The organism is Streptomyces roseifaciens, assembly GCF_001445655.1.
Taxonomy (GTDB): Bacteria; Actinomycetota; Actinomycetes; order Streptomycetales; family Streptomycetaceae; genus Streptomyces; species Streptomyces aureoversilis.
Genome location: NZ_LNBE01000004.1, coordinates 1 through 22,795 on the forward strand (window position 1 = coordinate 1; position 22,795 = coordinate 22,795).

Below are 22,795 nucleotides of genomic sequence, written 5' to 3' on the forward strand. Positions count from 1 at the left end.
CGCCGAACAATTTTTCAGCCTCAGGCCCCGAGTGTTATCACTCGGGGCCTGAGGCATTTTTGCGTTCAGGACGTTTTCCCTGAATCCCCTTGCCTGCTCGGCTGCATTCCTTCAGGAAGGAATGCAGCCGAGCAGCAGCAATTGCTCTTATTCGCCCGCCGCCCGTGCGAGCTCGATGTCGAGGGACTCGCGTCGAATGCGCTGGTCCATGTACAGCAGCGCCGTCATGCCGGCCGTGACCGGAAGCGTGATCGTGGCGCTGATGACCGCCGCTATACCGATGGAAATGAGAGAGGCCCAGTCGGTCGCATCGGCAGCCGACTGTTCTCCGTAACCGTGGATGAGGACGTCGAAGACGATAACGACGGCCTGGGCCATGAGAGCGACCAGCAGCGTGATCATCACGGACATGAGCTGGATTCCGAAGACCCGCCACCAGGCGCCCTGCACCAGCTTCGCCGACCGCCTCATTGCTCCGAGCACGCTCTGCTTCTCCAGCATCAGCGCCGGTGCGGCGAGGCTGTAGCGAATCCAGAGCCAGGTCGCCACGGCCATGGACACCAGGCCGCCCAGAGCCATGAGCGACATCCCTGCCTGCTCGGCTCCGGCCGCGGCCGCCAGCAGGCCCCAGACGATACCTACGGCGAACACACCCACCAGGAGCATCGGCACCAGGACCAGTAGCCCCGCCATCCGTGCCAGCTGCGGCCTGGCGCTCCGCCATGCCTCCCGGGCGGTGACCGGGCGGCCGAGCACCGCTCGGCTGACGATCACCGTGAGCAGGGCTGCGGCGGTGATGGAGCCGACCAGGCTGAGCAGCCAGGTCACCCCGAGGCTGCCGAGGCCGTTGCCTATGGCGTCGACCAGTTCCTTCGGCGTCTGCGGGGTCTCCCCGTTGAGCGCGTCGAGCTCCTTCGTGCCGCGTGGCCACAACCGCTCGATCACCGTCGCCACGGTCTGCGTGCCCACGGCCACCGTCAGGGAGATGCCGACGACCGAGCGCCAGTGGAGGCGCATCGTGCGGACCGAGCCCTCCACGATCTCCCCGGTCTGCAGCGGGCGCAGCGGGATCACCCCGGGCTGGGGCGCCTGCGGCCGGCCCCCCGCCCACTGGTTCCAGCCCGGCTGCGGTCCCGCACCACCACGGCTTGCCCGGTTCTGTGGGCTCGGTGTACCCGGTGCACCCGCACCCGGCGCCCCCGGCGCTCCCGAGGACGTGTTCGCCCGGGCGCGTGTGCGCTGGCGGGGCGGGCTCGGGGAGGAGGTCGACCAGTCACCCGGTGGCGGCTGTTCCTGTGCCCACTGGGCTCTTTCCTGCGCCTGTGCCTGCCCTTGGGTCTCTGTCTGTGCCTGTGCCTGCTCCGGCTGCTTCTGTTCCTGTGTCGCCTCCTGCGTCGCCGCCGGGTCGCGCTCGTCGGACGGGGAGGATCCGGGCGAGGTCCGGCCCGGAGAGTCAGTCATGTGCGTCTCGCTCCTTCTCAGTGCCCGCCCGTCCGCCGGTTCGGCGGCGAGCGACTTCCGGCAATCGTGTCACGGTGATCCGAGCGGCTCGCGAGCTCGTACGAGGGAGTAATCCCAAGGCGACCTTCAATAGTCGGGGCACGAGCGGCAGACTGGATGGATGGCTGATCAGTTCGCGGCATCCATGGCGTCCGTCGAGCCCGGCTCCGTTCCAGCGCTGAGATGGGAGGAGCCGCCGGAGGGACCCGTGCTCGTGGTCCTGGACCAGCGCCGGTTGCCCGCGGAGGAGGTCGGGCTGGTGTGCACGGACGTGCCGGCGCTGGTCGACGCGGTCCGTGTGCTCGCCGTGCGGGGCGCTCCGCTGCTGGGCATCGCCGGGGCGTACGGGGTGGCGCTGGCCGCCGTCCGCGGCTTCGACGTCGTGGAGGCAGCCGACCTGCTCGCGCACGCACGCCCCACGGCCGTGAACCTCGCCTACGGGGTGCGGCGTGCCCTGGGGGCGTACGAGAAGGCCCTGAAGGACGGTGGCGGGCCCGAGGAGGCCGCCGCGGCCACGCTCGCGGAGGCGCGTGCCCTGCACCGTGAGGACGCGGAGGCGAGTGCGCGGATGGCGGCGCACGGGTTGGCCCTGCTGGAGGAGCTGGTGCCCGGCGGCGGGTTCCGGGTTCTCACGCACTGCAACACCGGTGCCCTGGTCTCCGGGGGCGAGGGCACGGCGCTGGCCGTGGCGGGCGCGGCGCACCGTGTGGGGCGGCTGAGGCGCCTGTGGGTGGACGAGACGCGACCGCTGCTGCAGGGGGCGCGGCTCACCGCGTACGAGGCGGCCCGGGCCGGGATGGCGTACACGCTGCTCGCCGACAATGCGGCGGGGTCGCTGTTCGCCGCGGGCGAGGTGGATGCCGTGCTGATCGGTGCGGACCGGATAGCCGCGGACGGTTCCGTGGCGAACAAGGTGGGCAGCTATCCGCTGGCTGTGCTGGCCCGCTATCACCACGTGCCGTTCCTCGTGGTGGCGCCGGTGACGACCGTGGACCTCGGTACGCAGACGGGTTCGGAGATCGAGGTGGAGCAGCGCCCGGGGCACGAGATCACGGAGTTTACGGTCGTGCCGCCGGGGGCAGGCGCGGAGCCGGGCACGGGGGTGCCGGTGGCTCCCCTGGGGACGCAGGCGTACAACCCTGCGTTCGACGTCACACCACCGGAACTGGTGACTGCCATCGTCACGGAGAACGGAGTCGTCTCGCCGGTGACCCGGGCGGGGCTGGCGGAGCTCTGCGGCAGGTCACAGCGGGGATCCGGGAGTGGGCCGGCCTGATCCGCACGTGTACTGTCCACCCCTGGCGGCGAACGCTGTCGGTGTCCCGGGTCAACGGGACACACCGAAGTGTGTCAGTCGCGCCAGGTGAGCTCCGTCACCCGGCTCTATGGACCGGATGCGAAAATGGGATGATGTCGATATGAAGGGACGCGTCCTTGTCGTCGACGACGACACCGCACTGGCCGAGATGCTCGGCATTGTGCTGCGTGGTGAGGGGTTCGAGCCGTCGTTCGTAGCGGACGGCGACAAGGCACTTGCTGCTTTTCGTGAGGTCAAGCCCGATCTTGTGCTGCTCGATCTGATGCTGCCCGGCCGGGACGGCATCGAGGTCTGCCGGCTCATCCGCGCCGAGTCCGGCGTGCCGATCGTGATGCTGACGGCGAAGAGCGACACGGTCGACGTCGTCGTCGGCCTGGAGTCGGGGGCCGACGACTACATCGTCAAGCCGTTCAAGCCGAAGGAGCTGGTGGCGCGGATCCGCGCCCGTCTGCGCCGCTCCGAGGAGCCCGCGCCGGAGCAGCTGGCGATAGGGGACCTGGTCATCGACGTGGCCGGGCACTCGGTCAAGCGCGACGGGCAGTCGATCGCGCTGACGCCGCTCGAGTTCGACCTGCTGGTCGCGCTCGCCCGCAAGCCGTGGCAGGTCTTCACCCGTGAGGTGCTCCTGGAGCAGGTGTGGGGCTACCGTCACGCGGCCGACACCCGCCTCGTCAACGTGCACGTGCAGCGGCTGCGCTCCAAGGTCGAGAAGGACCCGGAGCGGCCGGAGATCGTGGTGACCGTCCGTGGTGTGGGCTACAAGGCCGGGCCGAGCTGACATGTCGGGCAACGGTGCCGCCCCGGAGCGGGGCGTGGGGCGGCCCGTCGAGACGGCGGGCGGCATATCTTTCTTCCGGCGGCTGTGGCGGGCCGGGCGGATGCTGTCCGACGGCGCGGCCGCAGGGCCGGTCCACCCGGTACTGAGGCTGTACGTGCGCTGGGTGCGCCGTCCGCTGCTGCCCGCGATGCGCCTGTGGCGGCGCAACATCCAGCTGCGGGTCGTCGCGACCACGCTGCTGATGTCGATGGGCGTGGTGCTGCTGCTCGGCGTCGTGGTCATCGGGCAGGTCCGCAACGGCCTGCTGGAAGCCAAGCGGCATGCGTCGCAGAGCCAGGCCGAGGGCGGCTTCAAGGCGGCGCGGGACGCCGCCGACACCGCGGGGGACACCCGCGGGCAGGACGCCCAGTCGGGCAGCCGCGGCGGCACGGATCCCGGGGCCTGGCTGACGGCCCAGGTGCAGCAGCTCTCCAGCGGCGGGCAGGGCGTCTACCACGTGGTGGCGCTCAGCTCCGGCGGCGGCGACCTCGTCTACGGCGACCTGGGGTACAACGACATGACGTCCGCCGGAGCGCGCGGCCCGCGGGCCTCCGGTGACATCGACCCCGAGGCCAGCATCCCCGCCGACCTGCGGAAACAGGTGGATTCCAAGACCGGGGCGCTGTGGAAGTCCGCGTCGGTCAAGCACAACTCCTCGGACGAGGGCGAGCCGGCGCTGGTCGTCGGCAAGCGGATGTACGACCCCAACGGCAAGGCGTACCAGCTGTACTACCTCTTCCCGTACACCCAGGAGGAGAAGTCGCTGAGCCTGGTCAAGGGCACGCTCGCGACGGCCGGGGTGTTCGTGGTCGTGCTGCTCGGGGCCATCGCCTGGCTCGTGGTGCGGCAGATCGTCACGCCCGTGCGGATGGCCGCGAGCATCTCCGAGCGGCTGGCGGCGGGCGTCCTGCAGGAGCGCATGAAGGTCACCGGTGAGGATGACATCGCGCGCCTCGGTGAGGCCTTCAACAAGATGGCGCAGAACCTCCAGGTCAAGATCCAGCAGCTGGAGCAGCTGTCGCGGATGCAGCGCAGGTTCGTCTCGGACGTCTCGCACGAGCTGCGGACGCCGCTGACGACCGTGCGCATGGCCGCCGAGGTCATCCACGAGGCCCGTGAGGACTTCGATCCGGTCACCGCGCGCTCGGCGGAGCTGCTGTACGGGCAGGTCGACCGCTTCGAGTCGCTGCTGGCCGACCTGCTGGAGATCAGCCGGTTCGACGCGGGGGCCGCGGCCCTGGAGGCCGAGCCGATCGATCTGCGGGACGTCGTCAACCGTGTGATCGAAGGGGCGCTGCCGCTCGCGGAGCGCAAGGGCAGCAAGCTGCTGGTGCAGGGCGCCGAGCAGCCGGTGATCGCGGAAGCGGACTCCCGGCGCGTGGAGCGCGTGCTGCGCAACCTGGTCGTCAACGCTGTGGAGCACGGCGAGGGCCGGGACGTGGTCGTGCGGCTGGCTGCGGCCGGCGGCGCGGTCGCGGTGGCCGTCCGCGACTACGGCGTGGGTCTCAAGCCCGGCGAGGCGGTCCGGGTGTTCAACCGCTTCTGGCGGGCCGACCCCGCGCGCGCCCGCACCACGGGCGGTACGGGCCTGGGCCTGTCGATCGCCGTGGAGGACGCGCGGCTGCACGGCGGCTGGCTGCAGGCGTGGGGCGAGCCGGGCGGCGGTTCGCAGTTCCGGCTGACGCTGCCGGGCACGGCCGGCGAGACCCTGCGCGGATCGCCGATCCCGCTGGAGCCGGAGGACTCCCGGCGCAACCGCGGGCTGAGCGAGGCCGGGGTGCCGGTGGCCGTGGCCGGGCGGTCCGGCGGCGTGCCGCCGCAGGGCGCCGGGCTGACGCCCGTACCGCCGCAGAACAAGAACGTGCCCGCCGTGGATCCTGCGGCGCTGCCGGGCAGTGGTGCCCGTGTGGTGCGCCCGGGAAGCCAGGACGGCGGCAAGCCCGCGGCTGGGGCCGCGGGGGAACGTGAGGGGCGGGCGCGTGGGCGCTGAACGCAATCGCCGCAGACGGGCGGGCAGCCCGCGGCGGCGGACCGCGGGGTTCGGCGCGCTCGCCGTCAGCGCCGCGCTGCTGGCCGGGTGCGCCTCGATGCCCGACAGCGGCGAGGTGACGGCGGTCGACTCGTCGCAGCGCGCCGACGCGGACTCGCAGGTGCGCGTCTACGGCGTGCCGCCGCACAAGGGCGAGCGGCCGCAGGAGCTGGTGACGGGCTTCCTGGAGGCCACCACCAGCGACGATCCGGACTACGGCACGGCCCGCATGTACCTGGCCAAGGGCAAGCAGCGGGAGTGGGACCCCTCGTGGGGCACGGTCGTGCTGGCGGAGCCGCCGCAGGTGCAGGTGGAGCACTCCGGCGACCGTGACCGGGACTACACGATCACCCTGATCGGCAAGCAGGTCGCCAGGATCGACGCCAAGCACGCCTACAAGCCGGAAGAGGCTTCGTACAAGGAGCGGATCCACGTCGCGCGCGAGGGCGGCGAGTGGCGCATCGACAGGCTGCCGGCCGGGCTGGTGCTCGGCCTCGCCGACTTCCAGCGGATCTACCGGTCCGTCAACAAGTACTACTTCGCGGAGCTGGGCACGTCCGGCTCCGGCAAGGGCCGGGACGTGCTCGTCGCCGACCCCGTCTACCTGCGCAAGCGCATAGACCCCGTGACGTCCACGGTCAACGCGCTGCTGGACGGGCCGACCAACTGGCTGGACCCGGTCGCCGCGACGGCGTTCCCGACGGGCACCAAGGTCGTGGACCGGCGGCTCTCCGTGGACGACTCCAACGCCCTCAGGATCCGGCTCAACGATAAGGCCGCGGGCACCAACCAGGCGCAGTGCCTGCGCATGGCCGCGCAGCTCCTGTACACCGTCCAGGACCAGTCGGCGAAGGTCGGCCAGGTGGTGCTGCAGCGGGACAACGGCTCGCAGCTGTGCTCGCTGGGACGGGAGGACGCGCGCAAGTACGCGCCCGACCAGGCCGCCGGCCGCGGCGCCGACCAGCAGTACTTCGTGGACGCGCAGCACCGGATGGTGAGCCTGGCCGACGGCGACGAGGAGCCGCGGCGGGTGCCGGGACCCTTCGGAGCCGACGGGGCCGTGCAGCTGAGGTCGGTGGGAGTGGACCGCAGCGAGCACCACGCCGCGGGCGTGGCCGCCAACGGCCAGGCGCTGTACGTCACCCGCCTGGAGACCGGATCGGCGCTGGGCGAGCCCCGGGTGACCGCGCGCGGCGGGGCGAAGGCCGGGCTGACCGCCCCGAGCTGGGACGGGCTCGGCGACCTGTGGGTGGCCGACCAGGACCCGGAGCGGCCGCGGCTGCTGCGGCTGCCCGGCGGCACGGGCACCCCGGAGGAGGTCCAGGTGCCCCGGCTCGACGGGCGCATCACCGGGTTGCGGGTGGCGGCCGACGGCGTGCGGATCGCGCTGCTGGTGACCAAGGACGACCGTACGAGCCTGAAGCTGGGGCGGGTCGAACGGCACGCGGGCTCCGGGCGGCTGAGCCTGTCGGTGCAGGAACTGCGCTCGGTGGCCCCGCGGTTGGAGCAGGTCGACGCGGTGTCGTGGGCCGGCGGGAGCCGGCTGCTGGTCGCGGGGAACGAACAGGGCGGGCTGCAGCAGCTGCAGTACATCGACACGGACGGCTCGCTGTCGAACACCTCCGCACTGCCCGGCATCACGGGAGTGCGGGGCGTAGCGGCCTCGGAGAGCACGGCGAAGGCGCCGGCGCTGGTGGCCGAGCGGGACGGCGGGATCGTACGCCTGCTGCCGGACAGCAACTGGAAGCTGGTGACCAAGGAAGGCTCCGCGCCGGTCTACCCGGGTTAGCCGCCGGGCGCGGTTGCGCAGCGCAGGGTTTTCCACAGGGGTGGCGGGGCGCCGCGGCCGGCGGGACAGTGGATCTGTGCGCGCGTGGTGGCAGGAGATCGCGGGCCTGGTGCTGCCGGGCGAGTGCGCGGGGTGCGGACGGCCGCGGTCCGTGCTGTGCGAAGCGTGCCGGGCGGCGCTGGGCGGAGGCGCGGTGCCGGGCGCGGGTGCGGCGTGGCGCGTCAGGCCGGATCCTGTGCCGGCCGGGCTGCCGCCGGTCCATGCCGCCGCGCGGTACGAGGGCCCGGTGCGCTCGGCCCTGCTCGCGCACAAGGAGCGCGGAGCGCTGGGGCTGGCGGGGCCGCTGGGGGCTGCCCTGGCGGGTGCGGTGCGCGCTGCGGCCAGTTGTCCGGGTGGTGGCCGGTGGGGCGGGGGAGGGGCCCTGGAGGCCGGTGAAAGACCCTTGCTGCTCGTTCCCGTCCCCTCGGCCCGCCGTGCCGTCGCGGCCCGGGGCCACGATGCCGGCCGGCGCCTGGCCCTCGCCGCCGCGCGGGCCCTGCGTGCCGGCGGCCTGCCCGCCCGCGCGGCGCCCGTGTTGCGCCAGTGCAGGGCCGTCGCCGATCAGGCCGGGCTGGGCGCCCGGCAGCGCAGGGCGAATGTGGCCGGTGCACTGGGGGTACGCATGGGAGGAGAGGGACTCTTGATGCGCGAGGGGCCGGTGGTGCTGGTAGACGATCTGATGACCACGGGGGCTTCGCTCGCCGAGGCGGCCCGTGCCGTCTCCCTCGCGGGCGCAGAAGTGCTGGGCGCCGCCGTCGTGGCCGCGTCCGGAGTTCCCCCGCGCGAGGCCGAAAAGAAGCGGAACTGAAGGGCAACGTCATTCGTTGCTGATGGTAACGGCAGGGAAACACCTGAATGGAGGTACGTCCCGGTAGGGGCTACCGACAGGCGTCCGAGCGAGATATGTTCGGTTGTGAGGAATGGCAGGGGCTATGCCTCGCATTTCCGAATGGCGCGCTTCGCTCGCTTTCACGGAAGCTTGAAGTCGATGGGGTGCAGACCTTGCCGATGGGGGAGGAGGAGGTGAAAACCGCCAAGTCGGTGGCTCCGGGTATCCCCGGAGTCTGATGCAAGAGGGATGCGCTCCGCACCTTCGGCGGGGCGATCCGGGAACGGAGTTCTGCGTGGACATCGTCGTCAAAGGCCGCAAGACCGAGGTGCCCGAGCGCTTTCGCAAGCACGTGGCCGAGAAGCTGAAGCTGGACAAGATCCAGAAGCTCGACGGCAAGGTGATCAGCCTCGACGTCGAGGTGTCCAAGGAGCCCAACCCCAGGCAGGCCGACCGCTCCGACCGGGTGGAGATCACGGTGCGTTCCCGTGGACCGGTGATCCGGGCGGAGGCCGCAGCAACCGATCCGTATGTCGCACTGGACCTGGCCACCAGCAAGCTCGAAGCACGACTGCGCAAGCAGAACGACAAGCGCCACACCCGGCGGGGCAACGGCCGCATCCCCGCGAGCGATGTCGCTTCGACCGTCATCGGCGCCGCCGAGCTCACCGACAGCGGTGAACTCGCCGTCGAGCACGCGTCGGACGGGGTGCCGGTCACCCGCATGGGATCCCTGGAGATCCGGGGCGAAGGCCCCCTGGTGGTCCGCGAGAAGACCCACGCCGCAGCGCCCATGACCCTCGACCAGGCGCTGTACGAAATGGAGTTGGTCGGGCACGACTTCTACCTGTTCGTCGACTCCGACACCAAACAACCCAGTGTCGTCTACCGGCGGCACGCCTACGACTACGGCGTCATCCACCTCAATGCCGACCCGCTCTTCGAAGGAGAGCCCGGTGGTGCGGGCGGGGAGCTGGGCGGCTGAGCCGGGAGGCTCCGGCCTCCCGCGCCATCTGCCGTAACCGTCGGTCCGGTGCCCTCGGGGCGCGCCCCCCGCGCCCCCGGGGCGCCGTCGTGCGACGACGGAAGCGGCATCCGGCCCCCCGGCATGAAATCATGACCCGACGGCCAACCACCGGCGCCGGGGAACCGGTTGGGCGGCGCAGCACGCAACACAGTGCAACCGCGAGGGGCTCTGGGCCTTCAGGGGTCTTCAGGGGGAGGAACAATGGCGGACAGGTTCGGGCCCGTACTCGAGCCCGGCGAGGACGACGACGAGGCCTGCACGGGCAGGGGAGCGGCGCGCGAGGAGCCCATCCGGGTCCTGGTCGTGGACGACCACGCGCTCTTCCGCCGGGGCCTGGAGATCGTCCTGGCGCAGGAGGAGGACATCCAGGTCGTCGGCGAGGCCGGGGACGGCGCGGAGGCCGTGGACAAGGCGGCGGACCTGCTGCCCGACATCGTGCTGATGGACGTACGCATGCCCAAACGCGGCGGCATCGAGGCGTGCACCTCCATCAAGGAGGTGGCCCCCAGCGCGAAAATCATCATGCTGACGATCAGCGATGAGGAAGCCGACCTCTACGACGCCATCAAGGCCGGGGCGACCGGCTATCTCCTCAAGGAGATCTCCACCGACGAAGTGGCGACCGCCATCCGGGCCGTTGCCGACGGGCAGTCGCAGATCAGCCCGTCGATGGCGTCCAAGCTGCTCACCGAGTTCAAGTCGATGATCCAGCGCACGGACGAGCGCCGGCTGGTGCCGGCGCCCCGGCTGACGGACCGCGAGCTGGAAGTCCTCAAGCTCGTCGCCACGGGAATGAACAACCGCGATATCGCCAAGGAATTGTTCATCTCCGAGAACACCGTCAAGAACCACGTGCGCAACATCCTGGAGAAGCTGCAGCTGCACTCCAGGATGGAGGCGGTGGTGTACGCGATGCGCGAGAAGATCCTGGAGATCCGTTAGCTAATCCAGGGCGGTGATCAGCGCTGCGGCCAGCTTCGCGTCGTCGCAGCGCTCGATCCGGACGGCGTCGCAGCCCACCCACTCGGCCGCCTCGCGCAGCGCCGCGGCCATCGGGGCCACGGCCTTGGGCCCGTCGAGGGAGACCTGGCGGGCCACCAGCGTGGCTCCGTCGCGCGCGGGGTCGACACGCCCGAGCAGCCGGCCGCCCGACAGCAGGGGCATCGCGAAATAGCCGTGTATCCGCTTCTCCCTCGGGACGTACGCCTCCAGGCGGTGCGTGAAGCCGAAGATCCGCTCCGTGCGGGGGCGGTCCCAGACCAGCGAGTCGAACGGCGACAGCAGCGTCGTGCGGTGCCGGCCGCGCGGCTGTTCGGCCAGGAGCGCGGGGTCGGCCCACGCCGGCTTCGCCCAGCCCGCCACCTCGACCGGCACCAGACCGGTGTCGTCGATGACGGCGTCCACCTGCTCGCCCTTGAGGCGGTGGTAGTCCGCGAGGTCCGCCCGGGTGGCCACGCCCATCGCGGCACCGGCCTGCGCCACCAGGCGGCGGATGCACGCGGCGTCGTCCAGGTTGTCGTGGAAGAGGGCGGTGGGGACGGCGCGCTCCGCCAGGTCGTACACGCGCTTCCAGCCGCGCCGGCGGGTGCACACCACCTCGCCGGTGTCCAGCAGCCACTCCACCGCGATCTTCGTCTCGGACCAGTCGTACCACTCTCCCCCAGCTACCGCTGGGAGGTGCCCCCAGCCGTTCTTGGCGCCGCCCAGCTCCGTGGCCGTCAGCGGGCCGTCGGCCTTGAGCCGGTCGCGGACCGCCGCGCACGAGCGCTCGGCGTCCTCCATGACGTGCCAGCGGTGGCCGCGGGCCTGGAAGGCCCGGCGGCGGAAGGCGAACAGCGGCCACTCCTCGACGGGCAGGATGCACGCGGCGTGCGACCAGTACTCGAAGGCGTGGTCCCCCGACCAGTAGGCCTCCTCGACCGTGGACCGGCCGACCGCGCCCAGCCGTGCGTACGGCACCAGCTCGTGCGAGCGGGCCAGCACCGAGATCGTGTCCAGCTGGACGGCCCCCAGGCGCCGCAGCACGCCGCGCGTGCCCGCCCGCCGGTCCGGCGCGCCCAGCAGGCCCTGGGCGCGCAGCGCCAGCCGGCGCGCGTCATCGGCGGACAGGTGGTGCTCGGGCTTACGGGCCTTGGCGGAGGCGGCAGTTGTCATGGCGGCCACCCTAGGCGGGGGCACTGACAACGGCCGGGCTCGCGCCCGGGGCCGCCAGGCAGCCGGTCAGCCGCGCTCGGGAAACGGCAGGTAGGGGGCGGCGGTGGGCAGGCCCAGGTCCGAGGGGAGCAGGGAGCCGGTCCACGCGTCGCGCCGCGTGCCCCCGTAGACGATCTTCGACCGCATGACGCCCTCCATCCGGAAGCCGGTCTTCAGGGCCACCGCGCGCGAGCCCTCGTTGCCCGCCTCCGCGTACCACTCCATGCGCTCGACGCCGAGGGTCCCGAAGGCCCAGCGGACCACCGCGCGGGCCGCCTCCGCGGTGTACCCGCGGCCGCGCCGCTCCTTGGCGGTCCAGTAGCCGAGCTCGGCCTGGCGTTCGGGGGAGCGCAGCTGTGCGAGCCGCACCAGGCACATCGAACCGGCGAGCCGGCCGTCCTCCCGGGTGAAGGCGCCCCAGGTGTAGAGGGTGTCGTCGCGCCAGCCGGCCGGGCAGGTCTCCTCGATGAAGGTCCGGGCGTCCTCGGGCGTGTACGGAGAGGGCACGCTCGTGTACCGGGGGATGTCCGGGTCCTGGCAGGCGGCGTGCACCGCGTCCGCGTCGGAGGGGGCGAAGGGACGCAGCAGCAGACGCTCGGTCGTGAGCTCCATGGGGTCCATGGGCGGAGTGTAAAGACCCTCAGCCCGGCACCTTCGGGATTATTCGCTCGTTCCATAACCGGGTGACACCGCGGGTGACACCCGGCCCGGGTGATGACGGACCTCCCGGCGCAGCGGGGTCCTCGCTTACGATGGCCGTTGCGGCGGGGACTGTCCCGTCGTGCCCGCGTACCCGCCCCCTGCCCACGGCGGGGGAGAACCGGTGCCAGGCCCGACCGGCAAGGAGCTAGCCTACGTGTCCGTCTTCGGCAAGATCATGCGTGCAGGAGAAGGCAAGATCCTGCGCAAGCTGCACCGCATCGCGGACCAGGTCAATTCCATCGAAGAGGACTTCCTCAACCTCTCCGACGCCGAGCTGCGCGCCCTGACCGACGAGTACAAGCAGCGCTACGCCGACGGGGAGAGCCTGGACGACCTGCTCCCCGAGGCCTTCGCGACCGTCCGCGAGGGCGCCAAGCGCGTCCTCGGCCAGCGTCACTACGACGTCCAGCTCATGGGCGGCGCCGCCCTGCACCTGGGCTACGTGGCGGAGATGAAGACCGGTGAGGGCAAGACCCTGGTCGGCACGCTGCCCGCGTACCTGAACGCCCTGTCGGGCAAGGGCGTCCACCTCATCACGGTCAACGACTACCTGGCCGAGCGCGACTCCGAGCTGATGGGCCGGGTGCACAAGTTCCTGGGCCTGTCGGTCGGCTGCATCCTGGCGAACATGACGCCGGCGCAGCGCCGCGAGCAGTACGGCTGCGACATCACGTACGGCACGAACAACGAGTTCGGCTTCGACTACCTGCGCGACAACATGGCGTGGTCGCAGGAGGAGCTGGTCCAGCGCGGGCACAACTTCGCCGTGGTCGACGAGGTCGACTCGATCCTGGTCGACGAGGCCCGTACGCCGCTGATCATCTCCGGCCCGGCCGACCAGGCCACCAAGTGGTACGGCGACTTCGCCAAGCTGGTCACGCGCCTGAAGAAGGGCGAGCCGGCCAACCCGCAGAAGGGCGTCGAGGAGACCGGCGACTACGAGGTCGACGAGAAGAAGCGCACGGTCGCCATCCACGAGGCCGGCGTCGCCAAGGTCGAGGACTGGCTGGGCATCGACAACCTCTACGAGTCGGTCAACACCCCCCTCGTCGGGTATCTGAACAACGCCATCAAGGCGAAGGAACTGTTCAAGAAGGACAAGGACTACGTCGTCATGGACGGCGAAGTCATGATCGTCGACGAGCACACCGGCCGTATCCTCGCCGGCCGCCGCTACAACGAGGGCATGCACCAGGCGATCGAGGCGAAGGAAGGGGTGGACATCAAGGACGAGAACCAGACGCTCGCCACGATCACCCTGCAGAACTTCTTCCGCCTCTACAGCAAGCTGTCCGGCATGACCGGTACGGCCATGACCGAGGCCGCCGAGTTCCACCAGATCTACAAGCTCGGCGTGGTGCCGATCCCGACCAACCGGCCGATGGTCCGCATGGACCAGTCCGACCTCATCTACCGCACCGAGGTCGCCAAGTTCGACGCCGTGGTGAAGGACATCGCCGAGAAGCACGAGAAGGGGCAGCCGATCCTGGTCGGCACCACTTCCGTGGAGAAGTCGGAGTACCTGTCCCAGCAGCTCGCCAAGCGCGGCATCCAGCACGAGGTGCTCAACGCCAAGCACCACGAGCGCGAGGCCTCGATCGTCGCGCAGGCCGGCCGCAAGGGCGCCGTCACCGTCGCCACGAACATGGCCGGCCGCGGCACCGACATCAAGCTCGGCGGCAACCCGGACGACCTCGCCGAGGCGGAGCTGCGCCAGATGGGTCTCGACCCGGTGGAGCACGTCGAGGAGTGGGCGGCCGCGCTGCCCGGCGCCCTGGAGCGGGCCGAGGCCGCGGTCAAGGCCGAGTTCGAGGAGGTCAAGGACCTCGGCGGCCTCTACGTGCTCGGCACGGAGCGCCACGAGTCGCGCCGTATCGACAACCAGCTGCGCGGTCGTTCCGGCCGTCAGGGCGACCCGGGCGAGTCCCGCTTCTACCTGTCCCTGGGCGACGACCTGATGCGCCTGTTCAAGGCCCAGATGGTCGAGCGCGTGATGGCCATGGCCAACGTGCCCGACGACGTGCCGATCGAGAACAAGATGGTCACCCGGGCCATCGCCTCCGCGCAGTCCCAGGTCGAGCAGCAGAACTTCGAGACGCGCAAGAACGTCCTGAAGTACGACGAGGTGCTCAACCGCCAGCGCGAGGTCATCTACGGCGAGCGCCGCCGCGTCCTGGAGGGCGAGGACCTGCAGGAGCAGATCCAGCACTTCATGGACGACACCATCGACGACTACATCCGCCAGGAGACCGTCGAGGGCTTCGCCGAGGAGTGGGACCTGGAGCGGCTGTGGGGCGCCTTCAAGCAGCTCTACCCGGTGAAGGTCACCATCGACGAGCTGGAGGAGGCGGCGGGCGACCGCGCGGGCATCACGGCCGAGTTCATCGCCGAGTCCATCAAGGACGACATCAACGAGCAGTACGCGGCGCGCGAGGAGCAGCTGGGCTCCGACATCATGCGCGAGCTGGAGCGCCGCGTGGTGCTGTCGGTGCTGGACCGCAAGTGGCGTGAGCACCTCTACGAGATGGACTACCTCCAGGAGGGCATCGGCCTGCGGGCCATGGCCCAGAAGGACCCGCTGGTGGAGTACCAGCGCGAGGGCTTCGACATGTTCCAGGCCATGATGGAGGGCATCAAGGAGGAGTCCGTCGGCTACCTGTTCAACCTGGAGGTCCAGGTCGACCAGCAGCTGGAGGAGGTCCCGGTCGAGGAGGCCGCGCCGTCCCTGGACAAGGTCCAGGACACCATCCCCGCCGCCCGTCCCGAGATCCGTGCGAAGGGTCTCGCGCAGCCGCAGCGGCCGGACCGGCTGCACTTCTCGGCCCCGACGGTCGACGGTGCGGGCGGCACGATCGAGACCGACTACGCCAGCGACGACACCGGCGAGTTCCGCTCGGCGGCGGACGGCATGACCCGCGCCGAGCGCCGCAAGGCGCAGAAGAACAGCGGCGGCCGTCGCCGTAAGAAGTGATCCCGGCGGTTCGCCGGGCGTGAGCCTTCGGGCATGAGCCTTCGGGCATGAGCCTTCGGGCATGAGGCGGGGCGGGACACCCAGGTGTCCCGCCCCGCCTCACGCGTGTCAGCGGCGGGTGCCGCCGAGCTCCACGGCCGAGCACCGCCAGCGCTGGTCGGCGCAGCGCTCCAGGCGGAAGGCGAGCGCGAGCAGCCGGTCCCCGGAGGTGATCCGGGCGAAGGCCTCGATGACGCCGGGGGAGGGGCGGAACTCGTCGCAGTGCCTGACGGCGGGGCTGCGGCCCGGCGGGGCGGGCAGCAGCGGCGCGTGGGGCGCCATGGCGGCCAGCTGGTCGTAGGCGGCGCCCAGGGTGTGGCCGAGCATCCAGTGGACGGGGCGCTGGCCGCTGAGGGTGAGCAGGAGCCGCTCGGCGAACCAGTAGCGCGGCAGGCGCTCGCGTTCGCGGCGGCGTGCGGCGGGGTCCGGGGCCGGGCGGCGGGAGTCGGTGCGCCGCGCGGGTGCCGTCCGGGCGGCGGGCCTGCCGGTGCGGGCGGTCGTCCTGCCGCCGGTGGTCCTGTTGATGCCGGTCCTCATGCTGGCCGCCCCCTCGCGGTGCCTGGCCCGGTGGGATTACCGGGCGGTAGCTTCCGTCGGGTGATCTTCTATCGGGGGTGGCGGAGGGCGGCAAGGACGGAGCCCGGGCCCGTGCCGCCCACGGGTGTTTCACCTATTCGGGGGACCCGGGGGCGGCGCGGGGCGGCCGGGTGCCGCACGGCACGACACGGGGTGCCGAGGAGCCGCCCGCAAGCGGCTCACCTGCACTTCGAAGGGGGACCCGCGCCCGTATGCTGACCTCACAACCGAAACGTCCCCAGGATCGAAGGAAAGCGGCGGTCATGCGCGTCTACGTCCCCTTGACCCTCCCCGGTCTCGCCGAGGTGCACAAGGCGGGAGTGCTGGGCCCGGCCCCGCTGGACGCCTTCGCCGTCACTCCGGCCCTGCGCGAGTGGTACCGCTCCGACGACGTCGAGGAGCTGGAGTACGCGGCCCTGGGGCGCGCCGCCCAGGGTTCCCTGCGCCTGCTCGCCGCCGACCCGGAGGCGCCCCGCCGCCGCGTGGTCGTCGCGGTCGACGTGCCCGAGGGCGCCGTGGCCACCGACCCCGAGCGCGGGCTGGACCAGTCCGCGTACGGCGAGGTGCGGCTCGCGGAGGCGGTGCCGCTGGCGAAGGCCGCGGCCGTGCACATCGACTCCGGCGACGCCGAGGAGGACGTCGCGGCGGCCGCCGCGGCGCTGGGCGCCGCCGACCGCGGTGACGACGACGCGCAGTTCACGGTCGACGGGGCCGAGGACCACGAGCTGATGTGGTTCGGCGTGCAGGAGATCCCCAACCTGATGTAGGACCGGCTCCGGTTCAGGGCCGGCTCCGATCCGGGGGCGGCGTTGTCACAGCCGCCCCGTACAGTTTCCGCATGGGGAAGCACGAGGCCCACATCGTGTGGGACTGGAACGGCACGCTCTTTCACGACGTCGACGCGGTCATGACGGCGACGAACGCCGCCTTCGCGGAGATCGGCCTGGAGCCGATCACCCTGGAGCGCTACCGCGCGCTGTACTGCGTCCCCATCCCGCGCTTCTACGAGCGGCTGATGGGCCGCCTCCCCACCGCCGCCGAGTGGGAGCACATGGACGGGGCCTTCCAGCGGCACTACCACGACCACCACCTGCGCTGCGGCCTCGCGGACGACGCCGAGAAGCTGCTGAAGCACTGGCAGGAGTCCGGCGGCACCCAGTCGATCATGTCGATGTACGGGCACGAGGACCTCCTGCCGCTCGTGCGCATGTTCGGCATCGAGCGGAGATTCGTCCGGGTGGACGGGCGGACGGGCCCCTCCGGCGGCAGCAAGGCCGAGCACATGGCCCGCCACATCGCCGGCCTGGCGGGCGAGGGCATACCCGCGGCGCGCACGGTCGTCATCGGCGACGCCCTCGACGACGCGGTGGCGGCGGCCCACGTGGGTGCGCACGCGGTGTTGTACACGGGCGGCTCGCACGACCGGGCCGGGCTCGCCGGGGCCGGGGTGCCCGTCGTGGACACGCTGGTGGAGGCCGTCGCGGAGGCTGAGCGGCTGACCCGCTGACCGCGCTGTCCATATCGTCAAAGATGGGCCCCGGGTTTTGTACACAAACCGCTCGTGACGCCTCCCGGGGGAAGAGCGATAGCCTTACGGGGTGATCAGCGCGATATCCAGCGGGGGCGACGGCGCCCCTGTCCTGCGCCCGGAGTGCCACGGCACCCGGGAAGCCGCTGGTCGCCCGGGCGGAGCGCATTCGGCCGAATCGGCCCGGACCGCTCCGGTCATCCCTCATTCCGGCATACCGTCGAAGACGACCGGAGACCCCGCGTCGCGGCGTGATGCCTTCACCACCTATGTCACGCAACGGCGCGCGACAGGAGCCAGAGGACATGCAGACCAAGCTGGACGAAGCCAAGGCAGAGCTGCTCGAGAGGGCGGCCCGCGTCGCTGAGAACAGCCCTGCCGGGGGGCAACAACCGACCGGGCCGAAGGGCGAGGCGGGACTCGACCAGGAGACCCTGACCGCGTACCTCCAGCGCTACTACCTGCACACGGCGCCGGAGGACCTCACGGGTCGCGACCCGGTCGACGTCTACGGCGCCGCGGTCTCGCACTACCGCCTCGCCGAGAACCGCCCGCAGGGCACGGCCAACGTCCGGGTGCACACCCCGACCGTCGAGGAGAACGGCTGGACCTGCAGCCACTCCGTCGTCGAGGTCGTCACCGACGACATGCCCTTCCTGGTCGACTCGGTCACCAACGAGCTCTCCCGCCAGGGTCGCGGCATCCACGTCGTGATCCACCCGCAGGTCATCGTGCGCCGTGACGTCACCGGCCGCCTGCTCGAGGTCCTCGGCTCCAACTGCGAAGCCCACGGCAGCGGCAAGGACGCCGTCCTGCCGCACGACGCGCTCACCGAGTCCTGGATCCACGTCGAGATCGACCGCGAGACCGACCGCGGCGACCTCAAGCAGATCACCAACGACCTGCTGCGCGTCCTCTCCGACGTCCGCGAGGCCGTCGAGGACTGGTCCAAGATGCGCGACGCCGCCCTGCGCATCGCCGACGACCTCCCCGGCGAGCCCCTCCCCGGCGATGTCGCCGCGTCGGACACCACCGAGGCCGGCGAGCTGCTGCGCTGGCTGGCCGCGGACCACTTCACCTTCCTCGGCTACCGCGAGTACGAGCTGACGAAGGTCGCCACCGAAGGCGGCGAGGAGGACGTGCTCAGCGCCGTCCCCGGCACCGGCCTCGGCATCCTGCGCTCCGACCCCCACCACGACGAGCAGCAGCGCGCGGGCGGCCCGCACTCGCACCTGCCCCGCCCGGCGTCCCCCTCGTTCAACCGGCTGCCCGCCGACGCCCGCGCCAAGGCCCGCGAGCACAAGCTGCTCGTCCTCACCAAGGCCAACAGCCGCGCCACGGTCCACCGCCCCTCCTACCTCGACTACGTCGGGGTGAAGAAGTTCGACGCCGACGGCAACGTGGTCGGCGAGCGCCGCTTCCTCGGCCTGTTCTCCTCCGCCGCGTACACCGAGTCCGTGCGCCGCGTGCCCGTCGTCCGCCGCAAGGTCCAGCAGGTCCTCGCCGACGCCGGCTTCACGCCCGACAGCCACGACGGCCGCGACCTCCTCCAGATCCTGGAGACCTACCCGCGCGACGAGCTCTTCCAGATCGCCGCCGAGCAGCTGCGCTCCATCGCCACGAGCGTGCTCTACCTCCAGGAGCGCCGCCGGCTGCGGCTGTACCTGCGCCAGGAGGAGTACGGGCGCTACTACTCGGCGCTGGTCTACCTCCCGCGCGACCGCTACACCACCGGGGTGCGGCTGCGCCTGATCGACATCCTCAAGGAGGAGCTCGGCGGTTCCAGCGTCGACTTCACCGCGTGGAACACCGAGTCGGTCCTCTCCCGGCTGCACTTCGTCGTCCGCGTCGAGCCGGGCGCGACCCTGCGCGAGCTCACCGACGCCGACGCCGACCGCATCGAGGCCCGCCTGGTCGAGGCCGCCCGCTCCTGGGCGGACGGCTTCGCCGAGACGCTGACCGCCGAGGTCGGCGAGGAGCGCGCCGCCGAGCTGCTGCGCCGCTACGGCCAGGCCTTCCCCGAGGGCTACAAGGCCGACCACAGCCCCCGCAGCGCCGTCTCCGACCTCGGTCACCTGGAGAAGCTCACCGTCGCCGGCGGCGACCGCGACTTCGAGCTCAGCCTGTACGAGCCGGTCGGCGCGGCCCCCGGCGAGCGCCGCTTCAAGATCTACCGCACGGGTGAGCCCGTCTCGCTGTCCGCCGTGCTGCCGGTGCTCCACCGCCTCGGCGTCGAGGTCGTCGACGAGCGCCCGTACGAGCTGCGCTGCTCGGACCGCACCACCGCCTGGATCTACGACTTCGGTCTGCGGATGCCCGAGCGGATCGAGGGCGACGACGCCCGCATCCGCTTCCAGGAGGCCTTCGCGGCCGTGTGGACCGGCGCCGCGGAGAACGACAACTTCAACAACCTGGTGCTGCGCGCCGGCCTGGACTGGCGGCAGGCCATGGTGCTGCGGGCCTACGCCAAGTACCTCCGGCAGGCCGCCTGGCCGTTCAGCCAGGCGTACATGGAGGACACCCTCAGCAACAACGTCCACACCACCCGCCTGCTGGTCAACCTCTTCGAGGCCCGGATGTCGCCCGCGCTCCAGCGCGCCGGCAACGAGCTCATCGACGGCCTGCTGGAGGAGCTGGACGGCGCCCTGGACCAGGTCGCCAGCCTGGACGAGGACCGCATCCTGCGGGCCTTCCTCACGGTCATCAAGGCCACGCTGCGCACCAACCACTTCCAGCGCAACGCCGACGGCACGCCGCGCCCCTACCTGTCCCTCAAGCTCGACCCGCAGGCCATCCCCGAGCTGCCGGCGCCCCGCCCGGCCTTCGAGATCTGGGTGTACTCGCCGCGGGTGGAGGGCGTGCACCTGCGCTTCGGCAAGGTCGCGCGCGGCGGTCTGCGCTGGTCCGACCGGCGCGAGGACTTCCGCACCGAGATCCTCGGCCTGGTCAAGGCCCAGATGGTGAAGAACACCGTCATCGTGCCGGTGGGCGCCAAGGGCGGCTTCGTCGGCAAGCGCCTGCCCGACCCGTCGGTGGACCGCGACGCGTGGCTGGCCGAGGGCATCGCCTCGTACAAGACGTTCATCTCCGGTCTCCTCGACATCACCGACAACATGGTCGGCGGCGAGGTCGTGCCCCCGAAGGACGTCGTCCGCCACGACGAGGACGACACCTACCTCGTCGTCGCCGCCGACAAGGGCACCGCGACGTTCTCCGACATCGCCAACGAGGTCGCCCAGTCCTACGGCTTCTGGCTCGGCGACGCCTTCGCCTCCGGCGGCTCGGCCGGCTACGACCACAAGGGCATGGGCATCACCGCCCGCGGCGCCTGGGAGTCGGTCAAGCGCCACTTCCGCGAGCTGGGCCACAACACCCAGACGCAGGACTTCACGGTCGTCGGCGTCGGCGACATGTCCGGTGACGTCTTCGGCAACGGCATGCTGCTCTCCGAGCACATCCGCCTGGTGGCCGCCTTCGACCACCGCCACATCTTCATCGACCCGACCCCGGACGCGGCCGTCTCCTACGCCGAGCGGCGCCGCCTGTTCGAGCTGCCCCGCTCGTCCTGGGCCGACTACGACACAGGGCTGCTCTCCCAGGGCGGCGGCATCCACCCGCGCACCGCCAAGTCGATCCCGGTCAACGCCCACGTGCGGCAGGCCCTCGGCATCGAGCAGGGCATCACCAAGATGACCCCCGCCGAGCTGATGAAGGCCATCCTGCGCGCCCAGGTCGACCTGCTGTGGAACGGCGGCATCGGCACATACGTCAAGGCCTCGGCCGAGTCCCACGCGGACGTCGGCGACAAGGCCAACGACGCCATCCGCGTCGACGGCCAGGACCTGCGCGTCAAGGTCGTCGGCGAGGGCGGCAACCTGGGCCTGACCCAGCTCGGCCGGATCGAGTTCGCCTCCAACGGCGGCCGGATCAACACCGACGCCATCGACAACAGCGCCGGCGTGGACACCTCGGACCACGAGGTGAACATCAAGATCCTGCTCAACGCGCTCGTCATCGACGGCGACATGACCGTCAAGCAGCGCAACAAGCTCCTCGCCGAGATGACCGACGAGGTCGGCGAGCTGGTCCTGCGCAACAACTACGCGCAGAACGTGGCCCTGGCCAACGCCGTGGAACAGGCCCCCAGCCTGCTCCACGCCCACCAGCGGATCATGCGCCGCCTCGGCCGGGACGGCCACCTGGACCGGGCCCTGGAGTTCCTGCCCAACGACCGGCAGATCCGCGAGCGGCTCTCCGCGGGCCGCGGGCTGACCCAGCCGGAGCTGGCCGTCCTGCTGGCCTACATCAAGATCACCACGGCCGAGGAGCTGCTCGGCACCGGGCTGCCGGACGACCCGTACCTGGAGCGGCTGCTGCACGCCTACTTCCCGCAGGCGCTGCGCAGCGGCTTCGCCGAGCAGGTCGACGCCCACGCCCTGCGCCGGGAGATCATCACCACCGTCCTGGTCAACGACACCGTCAACAGCGGCGGCTCGACCTTCCTGCACCGCCTGCGGGAGGAGACCGGGGCCTCGCTGGAGGAGATCGTCCGGGCGCAGGCCGCCGCCCGCGCCATCTTCGAGCTGGGCTCCGTGTGGGACGCCGTCGAGGGCCTGGACAACGTGGTCGCGGCCGACGTGCAGACCCGCATCCGGCTGCACTCGCGGCGCCTGGTCGAGCGCGGCACCCGCTGGCTGCTCAACAACCGGCCGCAGCCGCTGGAGCTGGCCGGGACGATCGAGTTCTTCCACGACGGCGTCGCCAAGGTCTGGGCCGAGCTGCCCAAGCTGCTCAAGGGCGCCGACATGGAGTGGTGGCAGTCCATCCGCGACGAGCTGGTGGACGGCGGGGTGCCGGACGAGCTGGCCGTGCGCGTGGCGGGCTTCTCCTCCGTCTTCCCGGCCCTGGACGTCGTCGCGGTCGCCGACCGCGCCGGCAAGGAGCCGCTGGACGTGGCCGAGGTCTACTACGACCTCGGGGACCGGCTGCACATCACCCAGCTGATGGACCGGATCATCGAGCTGCCGCGCGCGGACCGCTGGCAGTCCATGGCCCGCGCCTCCATCCGCGAGGACCTGTACGCGGCCCACGCCGCGCTGACGGCCGACATCCTCTCGGTGGGCAACGGCTCCTCGACGCCGGAGCAGCGCTTCCAGGCCTGGGAGGAGAAGAACGCGGCGATCCTCAGCCGGGCGCGCACCACGCTCGACGAGATCCACGGATCGGACGCGTTCGACCTGGCCAACCTGTCGGTGGCCATGCGGACGATGCGCACCCTGCTGCGGACGCACACCTGAGCGGTGTGCCGGAGCGTGCGCCCGGGCAGCCCGCCCGGGCCGCGCGCCGCGGCGAATTGACGCACGGCTGACGCCGGAGTGAACAAAGGACGGCCCTGGGGACAAAACCCCCGGGGTCGTCCTTTTGCCGTGCTAAGAGGG

At 71.4% G+C, this 22,795-nt stretch carries 15 protein-coding genes; 11 read left to right on the forward strand and 4 right to left on the reverse strand.

All coding sequences use genetic code 11. The annotated features are described in order from the left end of the window. Positions 1-147 precede the first annotated feature (147 nt). Entirely contained in the window at positions 148-1,074 is a 927-nt protein-coding gene (locus AS857_RS39630; protein ID WP_058044201.1) for a glycerophosphoryl diester phosphodiesterase membrane domain-containing protein, read from the reverse strand. Between the two features lie 547 nt (positions 1,075-1,621). Between AS857_RS39630 and mtnA the strand changes: the two genes are divergently transcribed. From mtnA to AS857_RS17190, 7 genes are all read left to right on the forward strand, one after another. Next, the gene (mtnA, locus tag AS857_RS17160; RefSeq protein ID WP_058044202.1) at positions 1,622-2,776 is read left to right on the forward strand and encodes an S-methyl-5-thioribose-1-phosphate isomerase; all 1,155 of its coding nucleotides are present in this window, start codon (positions 1,622-1,624) and stop codon (positions 2,774-2,776) included. Positions 2,777-2,918: 142 nt separating this feature from the next. Further along, on the forward strand, positions 2,919-3,596 hold the full coding sequence (gene mtrA / locus AS857_RS17165; RefSeq protein WP_055539974.1) for a two-component system response regulator MtrA: 678 nt from the start codon (positions 2,919-2,921) through the stop codon (positions 3,594-3,596). A gap of 1 nt (position 3,597) precedes the next feature. After that, a complete protein-coding gene (gene mtrB, locus AS857_RS17170; RefSeq protein ID WP_079110471.1) occupies positions 3,598-5,625 on the forward strand; it encodes an MtrAB system histidine kinase MtrB in 2,028 nt (675 codons plus the stop codon). Beyond that, positions 5,615-7,453 carry an LpqB family beta-propeller domain-containing protein gene (locus AS857_RS17175; protein ID WP_058046862.1) on the forward strand — a complete coding sequence of 613 codons (1,839 nt, stop codon included), beginning with the start codon at positions 5,615-5,617 and terminating at the stop codon, positions 7,451-7,453. Before mtrB ends, AS857_RS17175 begins: the two co-directional genes overlap by 11 nt. A gap of 76 nt (positions 7,454-7,529) precedes the next feature. Then, positions 7,530-8,300, forward strand: coding sequence for a ComF family protein (locus AS857_RS17180; protein ID WP_079110472.1), 771 nt, complete (start codon positions 7,530-7,532; stop codon positions 8,298-8,300). A gap of 316 nt (positions 8,301-8,616) precedes the next feature. Beyond that, positions 8,617-9,306 (forward strand): ribosome hibernation-promoting factor, HPF/YfiA family, encoded by a 690-nt coding sequence (gene hpf, locus AS857_RS17185; RefSeq protein WP_058044203.1) that lies wholly within the window; start codon positions 8,617-8,619, stop codon positions 9,304-9,306. A 243-nt stretch (positions 9,307-9,549) separates the two neighbouring features. Continuing rightward, positions 9,550-10,290 (forward strand): response regulator, encoded by a 741-nt coding sequence (locus AS857_RS17190; protein ID WP_058044204.1) that lies wholly within the window; start codon positions 9,550-9,552, stop codon positions 10,288-10,290. Here AS857_RS17190 and AS857_RS17195 read toward each other — a convergent pair whose 3' ends face one another. Together AS857_RS17195 and AS857_RS17200 are read right to left on the reverse strand one after the other, a co-directional pair. Further along, positions 10,291-11,502 carry a winged helix-turn-helix domain-containing protein gene (locus tag AS857_RS17195; protein ID WP_058044205.1) on the reverse strand — a complete coding sequence of 404 codons (1,212 nt, stop codon included), beginning with the start codon at positions 11,500-11,502 and terminating at the stop codon, positions 10,291-10,293. A gap of 66 nt (positions 11,503-11,568) precedes the next feature. Continuing rightward, complete coding sequence (locus tag AS857_RS17200; RefSeq protein ID WP_058044206.1) at positions 11,569-12,162, reverse strand: GNAT family N-acetyltransferase; 594 nt, start codon at positions 12,160-12,162, stop codon at positions 11,569-11,571. 235 nt (positions 12,163-12,397) lie between these two features. On the opposite strand from AS857_RS17200, the gene secA reads away from it, so the two are divergent. Next, positions 12,398-15,214: a preprotein translocase subunit SecA gene (gene secA, locus AS857_RS17205; protein ID WP_058044207.1), complete on the forward strand. Its 2,817-nt coding sequence runs from the start codon at positions 12,398-12,400 to the stop codon at positions 15,212-15,214. A 108-nt stretch (positions 15,215-15,322) separates the two neighbouring features. On the opposite strand, the gene AS857_RS17210 is transcribed toward secA, so the two are convergent. After that, positions 15,323-15,790 carry an Rv3235 family protein gene (locus AS857_RS17210; RefSeq protein WP_245700226.1) on the reverse strand — a complete coding sequence of 156 codons (468 nt, stop codon included), beginning with the start codon at positions 15,788-15,790 and terminating at the stop codon, positions 15,323-15,325. A gap of 302 nt (positions 15,791-16,092) precedes the next feature. On the opposite strand from AS857_RS17210, the gene AS857_RS17215 reads away from it, so the two are divergent. The 3 genes from AS857_RS17215 (at position 16,093) to AS857_RS17225 (ending at position 22,654) form a co-directional block, all read left to right on the forward strand. After that, entirely contained in the window at positions 16,093-16,596 is a 504-nt protein-coding gene (locus AS857_RS17215) for a DUF6912 family protein (protein ID WP_058044208.1), read from the forward strand. 71 nt (positions 16,597-16,667) lie between these two features. Next, positions 16,668-17,336, forward strand: coding sequence for an HAD family hydrolase (locus AS857_RS17220; protein WP_058044209.1), 669 nt, complete (start codon positions 16,668-16,670; stop codon positions 17,334-17,336). Between the two features lie 326 nt (positions 17,337-17,662). Beyond that, positions 17,663-22,654 carry an NAD-glutamate dehydrogenase gene (locus AS857_RS17225; protein WP_058044210.1) on the forward strand — a complete coding sequence of 1,664 codons (4,992 nt, stop codon included), beginning with the start codon at positions 17,663-17,665 and terminating at the stop codon, positions 22,652-22,654. Positions 22,655-22,795: the final 141 nt, after the last annotated feature.